The sequence below is a fragment of the Kineococcus esterisolvens genome (genome assembly GCF_050871405.1).
Classification (GTDB): domain Bacteria; phylum Actinomycetota; class Actinomycetes; order Actinomycetales; family Kineococcaceae; genus Kineococcus.
In genome coordinates this window covers 45,437-58,898 of record NZ_JBJLRI010000004.1, presented here as the reverse complement: position 1 = coordinate 58,898, position 13,462 = coordinate 45,437, and the positions used below count along the sequence as shown (strand labels likewise).

General features: G+C 72.5%; 23 protein-coding genes. 18 read left to right on the top strand and 5 right to left on the bottom strand.

Annotated elements, in window-relative coordinates; genetic code table 11:
- Positions 1–30 precede the first annotated feature (30 nt).
- From ACRYR8_RS02790 to ACRYR8_RS02750, 9 genes are all read left to right on the top strand, one after another.
- On the top strand, positions 31–195 hold the full coding sequence (locus ACRYR8_RS02790; protein WP_432482550.1) for a hypothetical protein: 165 nt from the start codon (positions 31–33) through the stop codon (positions 193–195).
- Complete coding sequence (locus tag ACRYR8_RS02785) at positions 192–755, top strand: crossover junction endodeoxyribonuclease RuvC (protein WP_432482549.1); 564 nt, start codon at positions 192–194, stop codon at positions 753–755. The genes ACRYR8_RS02790 and ACRYR8_RS02785 overlap by 4 nt, the downstream gene beginning before the upstream one ends.
- Before the next feature lie 82 nt (positions 756–837).
- Positions 838–954, top strand: coding sequence for a DUF7215 family protein (locus ACRYR8_RS02780; protein ID WP_432482548.1), 117 nt, complete (start codon positions 838–840; stop codon positions 952–954).
- Entirely contained in the window at positions 947–1,315 is a 369-nt protein-coding gene (locus ACRYR8_RS02775) for a CHC2 zinc finger domain-containing protein (RefSeq protein ID WP_432482547.1), read from the top strand. Before ACRYR8_RS02780 ends, ACRYR8_RS02775 begins: the two co-directional genes overlap by 8 nt.
- Before the next feature lie 58 nt (positions 1,316–1,373).
- A complete protein-coding gene (locus tag ACRYR8_RS02770; RefSeq protein ID WP_432482546.1) occupies positions 1,374–2,000 on the top strand; it encodes a toprim domain-containing protein in 627 nt (208 codons plus the stop codon).
- Positions 1,997–2,320 carry a hypothetical protein gene (locus tag ACRYR8_RS02765; protein WP_432482545.1) on the top strand — a complete coding sequence of 108 codons (324 nt, stop codon included), beginning with the start codon at positions 1,997–1,999 and terminating at the stop codon, positions 2,318–2,320. The genes ACRYR8_RS02770 and ACRYR8_RS02765 overlap by 4 nt, the downstream gene beginning before the upstream one ends.
- Entirely contained in the window at positions 2,317–2,535 is a 219-nt protein-coding gene (locus tag ACRYR8_RS02760; RefSeq protein WP_432482544.1) for an Acb2/Tad1 domain-containing protein, read from the top strand. The genes ACRYR8_RS02765 and ACRYR8_RS02760 overlap by 4 nt, the downstream gene beginning before the upstream one ends.
- Positions 2,532–2,795, top strand: a complete 264-nt coding sequence (locus tag ACRYR8_RS02755) for a hypothetical protein (protein WP_432482543.1) — start codon at positions 2,532–2,534, stop codon at positions 2,793–2,795. Before ACRYR8_RS02760 ends, ACRYR8_RS02755 begins: the two co-directional genes overlap by 4 nt.
- Positions 2,792–3,979 (top strand): hypothetical protein, encoded by a 1,188-nt coding sequence (locus tag ACRYR8_RS02750; protein WP_432482542.1) that lies wholly within the window; start codon positions 2,792–2,794, stop codon positions 3,977–3,979. The genes ACRYR8_RS02755 and ACRYR8_RS02750 overlap by 4 nt, the downstream gene beginning before the upstream one ends.
- Before the next feature lie 61 nt (positions 3,980–4,040).
- Here the strand turns inward: ACRYR8_RS02750 and ACRYR8_RS02745 are convergent, their stop codons facing one another.
- Positions 4,041–4,880 carry a TolB family protein gene (locus tag ACRYR8_RS02745; RefSeq protein ID WP_432482541.1) on the bottom strand — a complete coding sequence of 280 codons (840 nt, stop codon included), beginning with the start codon at positions 4,878–4,880 and terminating at the stop codon, positions 4,041–4,043.
- Positions 4,881–4,999: 119 nt separating this feature from the next.
- On the opposite strand from ACRYR8_RS02745, the gene ACRYR8_RS02740 reads away from it, so the two are divergent.
- The gene (locus ACRYR8_RS02740) at positions 5,000–5,317 is read left to right on the top strand and encodes a hypothetical protein (RefSeq protein WP_432482540.1); all 318 of its coding nucleotides are present in this window, start codon (positions 5,000–5,002) and stop codon (positions 5,315–5,317) included.
- A gap of 17 nt (positions 5,318–5,334) precedes the next feature.
- Positions 5,335–5,715: a hypothetical protein gene (locus ACRYR8_RS02735; protein WP_432482539.1), complete on the top strand. Its 381-nt coding sequence runs from the start codon at positions 5,335–5,337 to the stop codon at positions 5,713–5,715.
- 68 nt (positions 5,716–5,783) lie between these two features.
- On the opposite strand, the gene ACRYR8_RS02730 is transcribed toward ACRYR8_RS02735, so the two are convergent.
- The 3 genes from ACRYR8_RS02730 to ACRYR8_RS02720 all read right to left on the bottom strand — a co-directional run bounded on the left by ACRYR8_RS02730 (position 5,784) and on the right by ACRYR8_RS02720 (position 8,549).
- Complete coding sequence (locus ACRYR8_RS02730) at positions 5,784–5,966, bottom strand: hypothetical protein (RefSeq protein WP_432482538.1); 183 nt, start codon at positions 5,964–5,966, stop codon at positions 5,784–5,786.
- Positions 5,963–6,226, bottom strand: a complete 264-nt coding sequence (locus tag ACRYR8_RS02725; RefSeq protein WP_432482537.1) for a hypothetical protein — start codon at positions 6,224–6,226, stop codon at positions 5,963–5,965. Before ACRYR8_RS02725 ends, ACRYR8_RS02730 begins: the two co-directional genes overlap by 4 nt.
- A 772-nt stretch (positions 6,227–6,998) precedes the next feature.
- Complete coding sequence (locus ACRYR8_RS02720) at positions 6,999–8,549, bottom strand: recombinase family protein (RefSeq protein ID WP_432482536.1); 1,551 nt, start codon at positions 8,547–8,549, stop codon at positions 6,999–7,001.
- Between the two features lie 223 nt (positions 8,550–8,772).
- Between ACRYR8_RS02720 and ACRYR8_RS02715 the strand changes: the two genes are divergently transcribed.
- The 7 genes from ACRYR8_RS02715 (at position 8,773) to ACRYR8_RS02685 (ending at position 12,380) form a co-directional block, all read left to right on the top strand.
- Positions 8,773–8,952, top strand: coding sequence for a hypothetical protein (locus ACRYR8_RS02715; protein ID WP_432482623.1), 180 nt, complete (start codon positions 8,773–8,775; stop codon positions 8,950–8,952).
- Positions 8,949–9,341: a TadE/TadG family type IV pilus assembly protein gene (locus tag ACRYR8_RS02710; protein WP_432482535.1), complete on the top strand. Its 393-nt coding sequence runs from the start codon at positions 8,949–8,951 to the stop codon at positions 9,339–9,341. The genes ACRYR8_RS02715 and ACRYR8_RS02710 overlap by 4 nt, the downstream gene beginning before the upstream one ends.
- Positions 9,338–9,784 (top strand): pilus assembly protein, encoded by a 447-nt coding sequence (locus tag ACRYR8_RS02705; protein ID WP_432482534.1) that lies wholly within the window; start codon positions 9,338–9,340, stop codon positions 9,782–9,784. The genes ACRYR8_RS02710 and ACRYR8_RS02705 overlap by 4 nt, the downstream gene beginning before the upstream one ends.
- A complete protein-coding gene (locus tag ACRYR8_RS02700) occupies positions 9,781–10,284 on the top strand; it encodes a pilus assembly protein TadG-related protein (RefSeq protein WP_432482533.1) in 504 nt (167 codons plus the stop codon). The genes ACRYR8_RS02705 and ACRYR8_RS02700 overlap by 4 nt, the downstream gene beginning before the upstream one ends.
- A 205-nt stretch (positions 10,285–10,489) precedes the next feature.
- Positions 10,490–10,654, top strand: a complete 165-nt coding sequence (locus tag ACRYR8_RS02695; RefSeq protein WP_432482532.1) for a hypothetical protein — start codon at positions 10,490–10,492, stop codon at positions 10,652–10,654.
- Complete coding sequence (locus ACRYR8_RS02690) at positions 10,651–11,568, top strand: ABC transporter ATP-binding protein (protein ID WP_432482531.1); 918 nt, start codon at positions 10,651–10,653, stop codon at positions 11,566–11,568. Before ACRYR8_RS02695 ends, ACRYR8_RS02690 begins: the two co-directional genes overlap by 4 nt.
- Complete coding sequence (locus tag ACRYR8_RS02685) at positions 11,565–12,380, top strand: ABC transporter permease (RefSeq protein WP_432482530.1); 816 nt, start codon at positions 11,565–11,567, stop codon at positions 12,378–12,380. Before ACRYR8_RS02690 ends, ACRYR8_RS02685 begins: the two co-directional genes overlap by 4 nt.
- A 28-nt stretch (positions 12,381–12,408) precedes the next feature.
- Here ACRYR8_RS02685 and ACRYR8_RS02680 read toward each other — a convergent pair whose 3' ends face one another.
- Positions 12,409–13,380 carry a GGDEF domain-containing protein gene (locus ACRYR8_RS02680; RefSeq protein ID WP_432482529.1) on the bottom strand — a complete coding sequence of 324 codons (972 nt, stop codon included), beginning with the start codon at positions 13,378–13,380 and terminating at the stop codon, positions 12,409–12,411.
- Between the last annotated feature and the right edge of the window lie 82 nt (positions 13,381–13,462).

Genomic DNA, 13,462 nt, shown 5'->3' with positions numbered 1-13,462 from the left:
CTCCAGACCTCGCTGGACGGGGAAAACCCGATGGCCCGGGTCAAGGTGCTGACGAACCGCACCGAGGTGCAGCAACTTCTGGACGACGAGGGCGTGCTGTTCAAGCCGGCCGACCTGCGGGGCAGCTACTCCGCCATCCAGCTCCGCTTCTTCGGAGCGCCGAACGGGTACCGACTGCTGAGGGAGGCCGCGTGAGGGTCCTGGGGCTCGACCTGAGCCTGACGAGCACTGGCCTGGCCGAGGTGTCCGGCGGCGAGGTGACGGGCAACTGGCGCATCCGCTCGCAGGGCCGGCGCGAGGCCACCCTGGAGGAGCGCGACGAGCGGATCAGCTCCGTGGTCCAGCAGGTGCACGAGATCGTCAACGACGTGGACCACGACCTGTTCGTGGTGGAGAACCCCAGCTACGGCTCGCAGGTCGGCTCCCAGCACGACCGCAGCGGCCTGTGGTGGCTGGTGGTGGACATGCTGCTGGCCTTCGGTCGCGTCGCCACCGTCCCGCCGAACACCCGGGCGCTGTACGCCGCCGGCCGGGGCAACGCGGGCAAGGAGGAGGTGTTCAACGCCGCCGTGTCGAACATCCCCGGCGAGGAGGTGGTGGAGATCGCCAGGCTCGGCTGGCGCCAGGGCAACGACCTCGCCGACGCGCTGGTGCTCGCCGCGATGGGGGCTCGCCGGCTGGGCGAGCCAGTCCTGGGGGAGCGGACGCACGCACGCACCGACGAGGCGCTGGAGGGGGCTGCATGGCCGAGCTGATCGAACTGCTGAAGCCCGTGGCCGCAGCCATCGTGACCGGGGTGCTGATCGGGCTTCTGCTGGCGGCCCTGGTGGGGCGCCCGTGAGCGCCGAGCTGACCGACGAGGTGCGGGCCTACCGCGACTTCGTGACCGACGACGAGGCCGACCCGCTGGTGATCGAGGTGATGGAGGAGTTCTACGAGGTGACCCATGACTGAGAAGCCCGAGCTGCGCGACGTCCTGGAGCACCTGGGCGTGACGCTGAAGGGCAGGGACAAGCAGATGGTCGCCTGCCCGTTGCACGGGGATCGCACGCCGTCCTGCTCCGTGGACCTGCACAAGAACCTCTGGAGCTGCCACTCCTGCCTCCACGGAGGCGACAGCTATCAGCTCTTGATGGACAAGCTCGGCCTGACCTTCCCGCAGGCGAAGAACTACGCCAAGGAGAACCGCCTGGGGGCGGTCGAGGTCGGTGGACAGGAGGAGGTCACCGGCAGCGCCTACGGGGCTCGCAGGCGCAAGGCCGGAGCCGGCAAGAGCAAGACGGGGGGCGGCTACACGCCCTCCTGGCGACGCTGAGAGGAGAGAAGCACTGAGCGAGGATCGTGAGCCCCTGCGGCCACTGAGTGAGTCGCAGATGGAGGCGCTGGAGGAGGCCGTCAGCGACTACGAGAGCAGCGTGACCGCCCAGGCCGCCCAGTACCTCCACGGGCGCGGAATCGACCGCGAGACGGCCGTGCGCGCCCGCCTGGGGGTGGTTGTGGACCCGCACCCCGGTCACAGCCGGTTCGCGGGGTGGCTGGCGATCCCGTACCTCGACAAGGACGGCCGCCCGCTGACCATCCGGTTCCGCTGCCTCGCGCAGCACAACTGCCGCGACTTCGGGCACGGCAAGTACGCCACCCTGACCGACGACAACCCCCGGATGTTCAACGTGGGCGCCATCTGGCGGGCCGGCGACGACATCCACGTCACCGAGGGCGAGCTGGACGCCCTGGTGCTGGAGAAGATCGGCCTGCACGCCGTGGCGGTGCCCGGGGTCAACCTCTGGCAGAAGCACCACCGCCGGATGCTCGCCGGGTTCTCCCGCATCTGGGTTTGGGGCGACCCGGACGACGCGGGCGCCACCTTCAACGCTCGGGTGACCAAGGCGCTGCGCCAGGCCAAGGCCGTGCGTCTCCAGGACGGCGACGTGACGGACAACTACCTCGCGGGCGGAGCTGACCGCCTGTACGCCTACATCGGACAGGAGATGACCAAGTGAGCACCCCCTTCGACGCGGTTCTCGCGCAGATCAGGGCCGAGCGTGACTACCAGGACCGCGTGTACGGCGAGCAGCATCTGCCGGACGGCGCCGGGACGGCGCACCGGCAGTGGCAGGCCAGCAACAGCAAGGTGCAGCGCAACATCGCCATCGGGCGCGACGAGCTGACGTGGACGCACCTGCTGGAGGAGCGCACCGACCGCGCACTGGCCTCCACGACCGACGACATGCTGTTCGACCGGCTCGTTAAGGTGGCGGCGGTGTCGATCGCCTGGGCCGAGGATCTGCTGAGCCGCGAGCGGTCGGGGGTGACGGCGTGAACCGTGCCGACATCAACAACCGCTTCGACTACCACCGCCCGACGCCCGAGCTGGCGCAGACGCACCAGCGGGTGCGCGACCGCGCGAAGGCGTTGGCCGAGTCGCTGGACCTGTTGCTGCCCGAGGGCAGGGAGAAGGCCCTGGCGATCACCAAGCTGGAGGAGGCGATGTTCTGGAGCAACGCAGCCATCGCGCGACAGGGGGAGCCGTCTTGACCACCACACAGGAGGCCCGGGGCGCCCCGGAGGCGGCCCAGGAGGCCGCCACCCTTCCCGGGACACCCCCGCAGAAGCTCCAGGCCGCCTGGCGGGCACTGAGCCCCGAGCGGCAGGCCGCGTTGCTGCCCCACCTGCTCGGCGGCACGCCGGCCACGCGCATCGAGACGTGGCTGGAGCGCGCAGGGCACCGCGTGAGCGCCACGCGGCTGAAGGACTACCGCCGCAGCCTGCGGCAGGACGGAGCTATCGACAGGTGACCGACCCGCTACTGGAGGAGATGCTGGCGACGCCCGTGGGGCCGGCCGTGCCGGCTCGCGGGGCCGGCCAGGTCAAGGACTACACCCGCAAGCTGGAGCAGAACGGGGACACCCTCGTCGCCGAGCTGCGCGAGCCCGAGGGCGTCATCACCGAGGGCCGCGCGCTGGAGTACCTGGCGCAGGAGGGCCAGGATGCCTCGCTGTGGGAGGTCAGCGGGTTCACGAAGACCCAGTACGGCCCCATCGACAACCCGATGGAGTCCGTGCGGTTCACCTTCAAGCGCCGTGGCTCGGCCGGGGGCGACGAGCGGCCGGATCTCTCCGAGGTCATCGACCGGGTGATGGCGCAGCCGCCTGTGCAAGTGTCGGAGACTGGCGACTACGGGTTCCTGGTGCTGCTGGGGGACATGCAGTTCGGCAAGATCGACGGCGACGGCGTGGAGGGCACGCTGCGGCGCACGATCGGCTGCCTGGACAAGGCCGTGGAGCTGCTGGACATCTACCGGCACCGCTTCGACATCGGCCACGTCCACATCGCCTGGCTCGGGGACCACATCGAGGGTTTCGTGAGCCAGGGGGGAGCGAACGTGTGGCGCACCCCGCTCACGCTGAACGAGCAGATCCGCCTGACTCGCCGGACGATGCTCCACGCGCTGACCAGTTTCTCCCCGGTGGCTGAGCGGCTGACGATGGTGGCGGTGCCGGGCAATCACGGCGAGGCCGTGCGCTTCAGCGGCAAGGGCATCACGCGCTACGACGACAGCCACGACACTGAGTCCCTGATCGCCGTCGCTGACGCCGCAGCCCTCAACCCCGAGGCTTTCGGGCACGTCGAGTTCTTCGTGCCCGAGACGGACGAGCTGACGGTGGCTACCGAGGTGGCCGGCACGGTCATCGCCCATGCTCACGGCCACGCCTGGCGGCCGGGCCGGCACTTCGACTGGTGGCAGGGGCAGGCGTTCGAGCCCAGCAGCGCCCTGCATCGGGCGGACCTGCTCGTGGCCGGCCACCTGCACCACGAGTTCGTGGACACCTGGGGGCCGCGCACGTTCATCCAGCCCCCGTCGATGGAATCCGAGTCCACCTGGTTCCGTCACGCGAAGGGAACCACCGGGGCGCCCGGCCTCATCGTCGGCATCACCAAGGACGGGGCGGTGCCCGTCAAGGAGATGGTGAGTGGCTGACCCTGGCGGCGGAACGCCCGCCTCGCAGCATGTGCGAGGCGGGCGCCCCCTCCGGCAGGAGTCAGCGCGGCTGCCAGGCGACGGCAGAGCACGGGTCGTAGTCGGTCTGCGGCAGGTTCGCCCGCCACAGGATGCGGCCGGTGCGCGCGTCAGCGGTCACGCAGTCGCCGGTCATCCCCGACAGCAGGTACTGCTTGCCGTCCGGGGAGTACGTGAAGTCCGACGCCCGGAACCACGTCCGGCGTGCGTCTCGCCCGCTGCGGGCGTCGACCGACCACACGTAGCCGTCCTTCACGTAACCGAGGCGCTTGCCGTCAGGGGAGTAGTCGGGCGCCCGGCCTCCGGGCACCACCAGCTTCGACTCCCCGCCCCTGGCCGGCACGGTGCGGATGCCCTCGATCGTCGCGTAGGCGATCGTCTTGCCGTCCCGGCTCCACGAGGCGTCCCACGACTGCTCATCTCCCGGAGTGAGCGTGCGGATCACCTCTCCGGTCTGCGGCGAGATGACCTGCACCTGGTCGTCGCGCACCACCGCCAGCTCCCTGCCATCCGGCGACCAGGACGTCCCCCCGGACGCCTGGCCGATGGGGCGGGGAGTGAGGCAGCGGTCCACGTCCACGACGAACAGCTCGACCGCGTTGAAGGCGCCGTTCGGCTCCATCGTGGCGGCGTTCAGGGCCAGGTACCGGCCGCTCGGGGAGAACGCCATGTTCCCCCAGTCACCGAGGTTCAGCAGCCAGTGATTGTCGGCCGAGGCGCACGGGGCCTCGATGTGCCAGAAGCCCTGCGTGTAGGCGAGGGCTCCGTTCTTGCCGGGGTGCTGTGCTGCGGCCGGCCCCGCCCCCGCCACCAGCATCGCCGCCGCCGCGCAGGCAGCAGCCATCAACTTCCTCGTCTTCATGGTCCCCCCACGAATCCTTGGGCGGGCCTCAGTACCCGCCCGGTGATCGCACCGTAGCGGATCAACAGCAGATGCACAGGGGCAACCACCCCACAGCGCGAGAGATCGGAGAGCAGAACTTGACCAGCAGCGTCGACTGGAGCGTCCTGGAGATCCCGGGAGTCATGGAGGTGGCCGAGAGCGCGGCTCGCCGCGCATCGGTGGAGTACGAGCTGATGTACGAGTTCGAGGACGCTCAGCAAGAGGCGTACCTGATCCTGGCCGCCATGCCCGACCGGGTGCGCCAGTGCGTGGGAGGGGAGGGGCGGCTCACGCTGGGCACCCTGGCTCACGAGGTGTACCGCGACCTCATCGACAAGGTGAAGCGACCGGCCGCACACAAGGCGCAGGTCATCTCGATTCAGCGCCTCGCCGAGGCCGAGGAGGCGGCGGCCTGATGGCGTACACCCGAGAGATGATCGAGCTGCTGCTGCCGGCCGTGTGGGACCAGGAGTACGCCTACGGCATGGAGATGCCGAACCGGCCGGACCCGGACATGCCGCGCACGCCGAGTGACCCCAAGAAGGGGGGCACTCTGTTCGCCCACCTCGCCGACATCCGGCGGGCCTGGGAGCGAGCGGACCTGACCGACGCCCAGCGCCGGGTGCTGCTGCTCCGCTATGGCCTCGACTGGAAGTGGAGCGAGATCGCCTACAACCAGCGGGCCGACTCCAAGAGTGTCCGCGAGCGTGCCGATCGCGCGCTCACCCGCATCGCGGTGTTCCTCAACGGCCCGGACTGGCTGACTGAGTTCGAGCCGGCCCCCGAGGACGCGCCACTGCTCGCCGCCGCCTGATGCAAGCGAAAGCCCCCCACTGGGCGCCCACGACGGGTGCTTGGTGGGGGGCTTTCTGCGTGCTCGGGCTACTTGTTGTTCTCCAGGGCCTTGCGTTGCGCCTCGACCAGCTTGGCCTGCTCCTCTAGCAGCTTCGCCTCGGCCTTGGAGGTGCGCTTGGCTGCGTCAGCTCGCTTCTGCCGGTCGGTCTCCCAGCGCACCATCCCAAGCGTGCTCACGCTCATCGTCTTTCTAAACAGCCCCATGCTCACGTCCCCCCTGAGTTGTTCGGCTTCTTTGGTTCGTAGTCGTCGGCGGCCTTGGCTCGCGTGGTCTTCTGCGGCGGCACGCGGATGAGGTCGGTGTCGATCCCCTCGCGTGCCGGTACGCGGAAGAAGCCTTGCTCCGTGTCGCCGTCGTAATGGATAACCGCGCCCTGTTCGCGTAACCCCCGCTTGAACGCCTCCAGGCGGTCAGCCTCTGCGGGCTTCAGTTCCACGCCGGCGCGCAAGCGCCCCTCGGCCCGCAGCATCGCTAGTGGGTAAGCCCACCTATGCTCCTCACGGACGTGCCAGGGGATTAGATCGTCATTTCTGTTGATGCGCCGGGGTAAACCGCGCCGGCGTCGGAAGTTCCCAAACAGGGAGGGCACTACCTCGATGTTGTATTTTCGCCAATACTCTTGAACCATCCAATCGTAGGTTCGACCTTCCTCGAACCAACGAACAATCTCCTGCTCGTCTTGTATCTTCCGCGCACCCATGATGCTCCCCTCTGTGGTGTTGTATCGCCCTCCTCCATGCGTCTCCGGCGGCGCACATAGTCAGTTGCTTGACAGTGTGAGTGTGACGCACGAGTATGAGTACCGTCAAGTGTGACAGTGAGAGTAAGGAGTGATTGCGATGGCGACTAGGCAGGTAACTGTGTGCGACGTGTGTGAGTCGTTCGATAGGGATGCGACTCGTTGGGTCGTGCAACAGGCGGGTGGAAGCAAGCTGCCACTCGACCTGTGCGCAGAGCACGCCGCCCCCTTGGAGGCGCTGCTCGGTCACGTCAAGCGCCCACAAGTCGCACCTCGCGCCGCAACGGCGAAGCGGACTGTGGGTCGCAAGACGACAAGGGGCGCGGACGTCGTGTCTATGGAGGACATCGAGAACATGAAGCGAGGCCCCCAGTAGTCAACGAGTCGTAGTGACAACACGCGCGCGACCTGCACGCTGCGTAGTCAACCAGCGCCCATTGACCACAGGGTACCCGGGGGGCGCTTTTCTGGGGAGGGCGTTAGCCACGGAGTGTCACTTGCACTACTCGCTGGCGGACACCGCGCGCAGGTGTCGACGGGGCTCCGCAGGGGTGGGCATGGCTTCCAGATTCGGCCCACTCCTGCGGCGCGGCAGGTCTTGCGGCGCGGGCTCTTGCCCCACCCATGCCGGGGTGTCGGTGCGTTCGTCCAGCGCCACCACCTCACGCCCACCTCGGCCGGGCAGCGTCAGGGTCATCGTCACCTGCTGCTTGATGGGCACGTTCTTGCGCCCCCGGCCACGCGGGTAGAGCCGGACGGTCGCCAGGGCCTTCAGCGCCGATCGCTGCTCGTCAAGCCCGGCGTTGGCGAAGTTCTGCACATGCTCGCTGCGCACCTCGAAGGGGTCGCTGGTCGGAGCCACGGCGTCAGCGATTTGCTCCTCCACCTCGACGAGTTGGGCGCGCAGTGTCCGGGAGGCGGATTCCAGTTGCTCGATCGTGATGTTGCCGTGTGCGAATGACGTGGACAGCGAGTCCAGGCGATCCCTCAGTGTCGACTGCTGCCTCCACAGCGCCTCGGGCGCTTCCCCCGCGCCGGCCGGATGGATGGCGTCGGCGCCCACTGTGGCGATCGTTGCGGCGAAGGCCCAGCGCACGATGGCGTCGGCTTCATCGCGGGGGGTGGAGACGTGGTAGCTCGGGCACTGGTAGATCAGTCGCCCCTTGTACCCAGTGCCCCCGTTGACGGGCTCGCTGCACACCGAGCACCGGGCGATGCTCGTCAGCAGGTTCAGCGGAGCCCGACCGCGCGAGGGGGTCTTCGTGCGAGTCAGTCGAGAGGGGTTGGTCAGCTTGGCGACCAGCAGGGTGTGCGTCTCCTCGGAGAAGACCGGCTCCCACTGGCCCCGGCCGATCACCTCGCCCCGGTAGGTGGCGATGGCTGCGTTGCGGGGGTTGAGCAGGATGCTCCGCACGCCGTTGTGCGTCCAGCCGTCAGCCCCTCGGGAGCTGCGCGGGGTGGACACCCCACTGGCCCGCCAGTCGCGCACGATGGCCCGCAGGGGCTCGCCGTTGAGCACCCGCTCGGCCGCGTCGCGGATCATGTCCGCCTCGCGGGGGATCAGGGTGCCGTCCTTCTCGTAGCCGAAGCCCCGCCAGGCGCTGCGCCAGCGGTAGCCCTCGGCGGCGCGCTGCCGGTTCGCCAGGCGCTGCCGGGCGCCCTTGCGCTCCACCTCCGCGCGAGCCACGGCGGCGAGGATGCGGGCCACCATGCGGCCCACGTCGGTCGTCAGGTCGATGTCCCCGCTCACCGTTGCCACGCCGACGCCCTTGTCCTCGCCGAGGAGGATCAGCTCCTCCAGGTCGAGCATCGAGCGGGTCATGCGGTCGATGTGCCAGGCCAGCACGACGTCGACCCGGCCGGCCTCGATGTGGTCGAGCACCCGCTCCCAGCCGGGGCGCTTGCGCCCGCTGTAGGCGGAGACGGAGATGTCCTCTTCGACGTAGGCGACCTCCCAGCCGCGCAGGTCGGCCAGCTTCTCGCAGTCCTCGCGCTGCCGCTCGTTCGAGCGCCCCTCCCCGGTGTCGTCCCGCGAGATGCGGGTGTAGATCACGGCTCGCTTCTTCCCCCCACTGCTGTGCATGGGCGGCAGTATGCCCCATGAAGGCATACAGCGTTCGCGGTGTTCCCCGGGCTGGCGCAACTGCGCCTGGGGCCGTGAGAGGCCCCCCGGGCCCCTGCCCGATCCCTTGTCCCGAGCGTTCCAGACCCTTGCCGACGATTCGAGGAGAACCGTGCCGAACATCCCTTCCCGCCGTGCCGGGAGCACCGCGTCCCTGCTGGAGCGCTCGCTGCGCAACCTCTCCCGGTCCGGTGACGACCGCGGCGACGTGCCCGGCTGGGTGCTGGTCACCGTCATGACCGCCGGCCTGGTCGTGGGGTTGTGGGCCGTGGCGGGGCCGCGGTTGCAGCAGCTGTTCACGCAGTCGCTGGACGCGGTCCTCGGGCAGTTGTGAGCCGCCCGGCGGTGCGCGGGGACGAGGGGTCCGCGGTGGCGGAGTTCGCCGCGACCGCGGGGGTCCTGGCGCTGCTGTTCGCGGCGGTCCTGCAGCTGGCGGTGGTGCAGCACGTGCGGGCCACCGCGGTGGACTGCGCGGGGGAGGGCGCCCGGTACGGCGCGCTGGCCGGCAGTTCGGCGCAGCTGGGCGTCCAGCGCACCCGGGAGCTGCTGGCGGCGTCGCTGTCGGCGCGCTACGCGCAGGACGTCACCGCCGCGGTCGTGGACGCCGGTGGTGCGCCGGTGATGGAGGTGCGGGTGCGCGCTCCGCTGCCGGTGCTGGGCCTGCTGGGACCCGGGCGGGTTCTGCAGGTGCGCGGTCACGCGGCGCTGGAGGGTCCCGCGTGACGCCCCGCCGGGTGCGCGGCTGCGGTGACGGGGGCAGTGCATCGGTGGAGTTCCTGGCGGTGGGGGTGCTGCTGCTGGTGCCGCTGGCGTACCTGGTGCTGACGCTGGGCCGGGTGCAGGCGGCGACGTTCGCGGCGGAGGCCGGTGCCCGGGAGGCCTCGCGGGTGCTGGCGACGACGAGCGGGGACGGGCGGGCCGAGGTGCGCGCCGAGGCGGCGGTGGCTCTGGCGCTGGGCGACCAGGGTTTCGCGGTGGTGCCGGGTTCGCTGGTGCTGGAGTGCGCGGCGCGGCCGTGCCGCAGCCCGCAGGCGCGGGTGGTGGCGACGGTGCGGGTGGAGGTGGCGCTGCCGCTGGTGCCGGGGTTCGTGCGCGGCGCGGTCCCGGCGGTGGTGCCGGTGCAGGTGCGCCGGGTGGCGGTGGCCGACCGGTTCGCGCCGTCGTGAGGCGCTGCGCGGGCGGGGTGCGGGGCGGGGGCTGCGAGGAGGGGCGCGACGAGGGGCGCATCGCGCTGCTGTCGCTGGGCTTCGCGCTGGTGGCGCTCGTCCTGGTGCTCGTGGTGGTGTCGGCGTCGGCGGTGCACCTGCAGCGCAAGCGGTTGTACGCGCTGGCGGACTCGGCGGCGGCGGACGCGGCGGACGCGCTGGACGAGGAGGCGTACTTCACCACCGGTCCGGCGGCCGGTGCGGTGCCGTTGTCGGACGCGTCGGTGCGGGCGAGCGCGCAGGAGCACGTGCGCGCCGCCGGGGCGGCGCGGCCGGCGGGTCTGCGGGTGGCGGCGGGGACGGGGAGCCCGGACGGGCGCACGGCGGTGGTGGTGCTCAGCGCGGTGGTGGTGCCGCCGTTCGCCGCGCTGGTGCCGGAGCGGTTCGCGGGTGGGGTGGAGCTGCGGGCGTCGAGCCGGGCGGTGGCGCGGCTGGAGGGGGTCGCCGCGGCCGGCGGCTGACACCCTTGCGTTCCGGGGTGGGGCGCGGCAGGCTGCTCCGCAGCGCAAGGCGCTCTGCCGACCGGAGGGGCCGTGGTGGACGAGCCCGTCCTGCGGGTGGCCCCGGCCCTGCCGGCTCCGGCCGACCTGCTGCGGGTGGTGCGCTCGGCGGGGGAGGGGGTTCCCTCGCCGTCGCCGCCCGGTGCGCGCTGCGCCGGCGGGCGGTGTGAGCCCGCGCGCGGCGGCCCCCGGCGCGGCCGTGGAGCTGGACCCCGTCCTCCACGCCGCCACCCACCTGCGCCCGGCCTCCGGCGGCCGCGTCGCCTTCGACGCCTACCGGGCGGCGCTGCGCGCCCTGCTCGACCCGCACCGACCAGGAGGAACCCCGTGAGCGCACCGCCCGCGGTCGAGGTCGACCGCGCCCGCCGCACCTTCGGCGACGTCGTCGCCCTCGACGAGGTCAGCCTGACCGTCCACCCCGGCGAGGCCGTCGGTGTGCTCGGCCCCAACGGGGCGGGCAAGTCCACGCTGCTGTCGCTGCTGGCGGGGCTGCGCCGCCCCAGCAGCGGCACCGTTCGCCTGGCCGGCGGAGACCCGCGCGAGCCCCACGTGCGTGCCCGCCTCGGCGTCACGCCGCAGGCCACCGGCCTGCCGCAGACGCTGAAGGTCGCCGAGGTCGTCGACTTCGTCGCCGGTCACCACCGCGACCCCGTGCCGCGCGAGGAGCTGCTGGAGCGCTTCGACCTGGGCGGCCTGCGCGGCCGCCAGTGCGGCGGGCTGTCCGGCGGCCAGCAGCGCCGCCTGGCCGTCGCGCTCGCGTTCGCCGGCCGTCCCGACGTCGTGCTGCTGGACGAGCCGACGACCGGGCTGGACGTGCCGGCCCGGCACGCCCTGTGGGGTGCGGTGCGCGGTTTCGTCGCCGAGGGCGGCACGCTGCTGCTGACCAGCCACTACCTGGAGGAGGTCGAGGCCCTGGCCCAGCGCGTCCTGGTCGTCGACCGCGGCCGCGTCCTGGCCGAGGGCACCGTGGCCGAGGTGCGCGGGCGCACCGCGCTGCGCCGGGTGCGCTTCAGCGCCCCGGCCGACGCCGTGCCGCAGCAGCTCACCGCCGGCGCCGAGGTCGTCGCCGGCGGCGAGCGGGAGGGGCGCTGGGAGCTTCTGGTGCCCGACGCCGACGCCTTCGTGCGCGCCCTGGTCACCGCGGGCGTCGGCTTCTCGGGCCTGGAGGTCGCGGCGGCCTCGCTGGAGGAGGCGTTCCTCGCCCTCACCGGCGAGGGGGCCGCGCGCGGGGAGGCGGCCGCGTGAGCGCCCCCACCCCCGCTCCCGCCCGCGCCGGCGGTGACCCCGGCGTGCGGCGCCGCCGGCCCGCGGGGGCGTTGCGGCTGACGTGGCTGCACGCCCGCTACCAGGTGGTGGAGACGCTGCGGGTTCCCGTCGTGGTCGTCAGCACCGCCGTCTTCCCCGCGCTCATCCTGGCCGTGTTCGTCGTACCGCAGTCGGGGGCCGCGGGCCCGTTGGCCGACACCGCGGCCGTCGCCCAGCTGGCGGTGTTCTCCGCGATGAGCGTGGCGCTGTTCACCCACGGCGCGGGCATCTCCGAGGACCGGGCCCTGCCGTGGGACACGCACCTGCGCACGCTGCCGGTGGGGGCCGGGCCGCGCTTCGCCGCCCGCGTGCTGATGGGCGCCTTCTTCACCGTCGTCGGCCTGGTGCCGCTGCTGGTGCTGGCGGTGCTGCTGACCGACGCCACGACGACGCCGGTGCGCTTCGCCGCCGGGCTGGGCGGCCTGCTCGTGGCGGGCCTGCCGCTGCTGGCGCTGGGGCTGGCCGTCGGGTACTCCGTGCCGGCGAAGGCGGCGCTGGCCCTGGCGCAGGTGCTGCTGCTGCCGCTGGCCTTCGCGGGCGGGCTGTTCCTGCCCCCGCAGGCGATGCCGGGCTGGCTCGCGTCGATCTCCACCTGGACGCCGACGCGTGCCGGGCGCGACGTCGTCATCGGCGCGGCCACCGGGCTGGACGTGCCCGCGACGGCGCTGCCGGTGCTCCTCGGCTGGACGGTGGTGCTCGGCGCCGTGGCGGTGTGGGCGATCCGCCGCGACGAGGGGCGCCGCTTCCGCTGACCGGTGGCCCCGTGGCCCCGTGCGGCCGTCAGCGCACCTCGGGCCGGGGCGCTCCGGACCGGGCGCGCTTGTGGGCGTAGAGGTCGGCGTCGGCGCGGGCGATCCAGTCGGCGACCCCCTCGCCGGGGACGTGCTCCGCCACCCCGGCGCTCCAGCGCCCCCGCGGGTGGGCGGCGCGCAGGGCGGCGAGGAGCCCGGGGACCTCCCCGGCGCCGGTGTGCGGCAGCAGCACGGCGAACTCGTCGCCGCCCAGGCGGCCGAGGAGGTCCCCGGGGCGCAGCGCCCCGGCCCAGGCGCCGGTGAGCTCGGTCAGGAGGCGGTCGCCGGCCGCGTGCCCGTCGCGGTCGTTGACCGCCTTGAAGTCGTCCAGGTCCAGGACGGCCAGGGACAGGGGTGCGCCCGCGCGGGTGGCGCGCGAGACGGCGGCGTCGGCCTCGGCGAGCCAGGCGCCCCGGGTCAGCGCCCCGGTGAGCAGGTCCTCGTCGGCCCGGGTGCGCAGGCGCAGCACCAGGCTGTTGACGGTCCAGGCCACCGCCGCGGTGGTGGTGCCCATGAAGCCCCACGTCTGGGCGGGGGCGGGTGCCCCGCCGGCCCACAGGGCGGCGGCGAAACCGGTCAGGGCCACGGCCACGTGGGTGCACATCGCCCGCCGGGAGTGGAAGGTGGCGGTGAACAGGGCGATCCAGACGTAGCTGAACGCGGTGACCACCCGCCCGGCCGGGGTGGTGGAGGCCAGGACGCTGACCGAGACGAGGCAGGTGGCCAGGAGCAGCACCGCGTGCGGCAGGGCTCGCGGCAGCCGGTCGGCGCGGGCGTGCAGCACCGCGCCCAGGACCAGGGCCGTGCCGCCCATGGCCGCGGCCATCCGCGTGGGGGCGGTGGGGCTGAAGGGCACGACGGCGGTGGCCAGCGACAGCACCCCGATGCCCAGGACCGCGCGGGCCAGGGTGCGGCCCTCCGCCGCGGGTGCGCGGCGGCGCGTGCGGACGGCGCGTGCCACCCCCGACCACCTCCTGCCGCGTCCCGCGCCCGCCGCGCGGTCCCTCCCCGTACGCATCGGCGCCAGTGGTCCGATCCTCCAC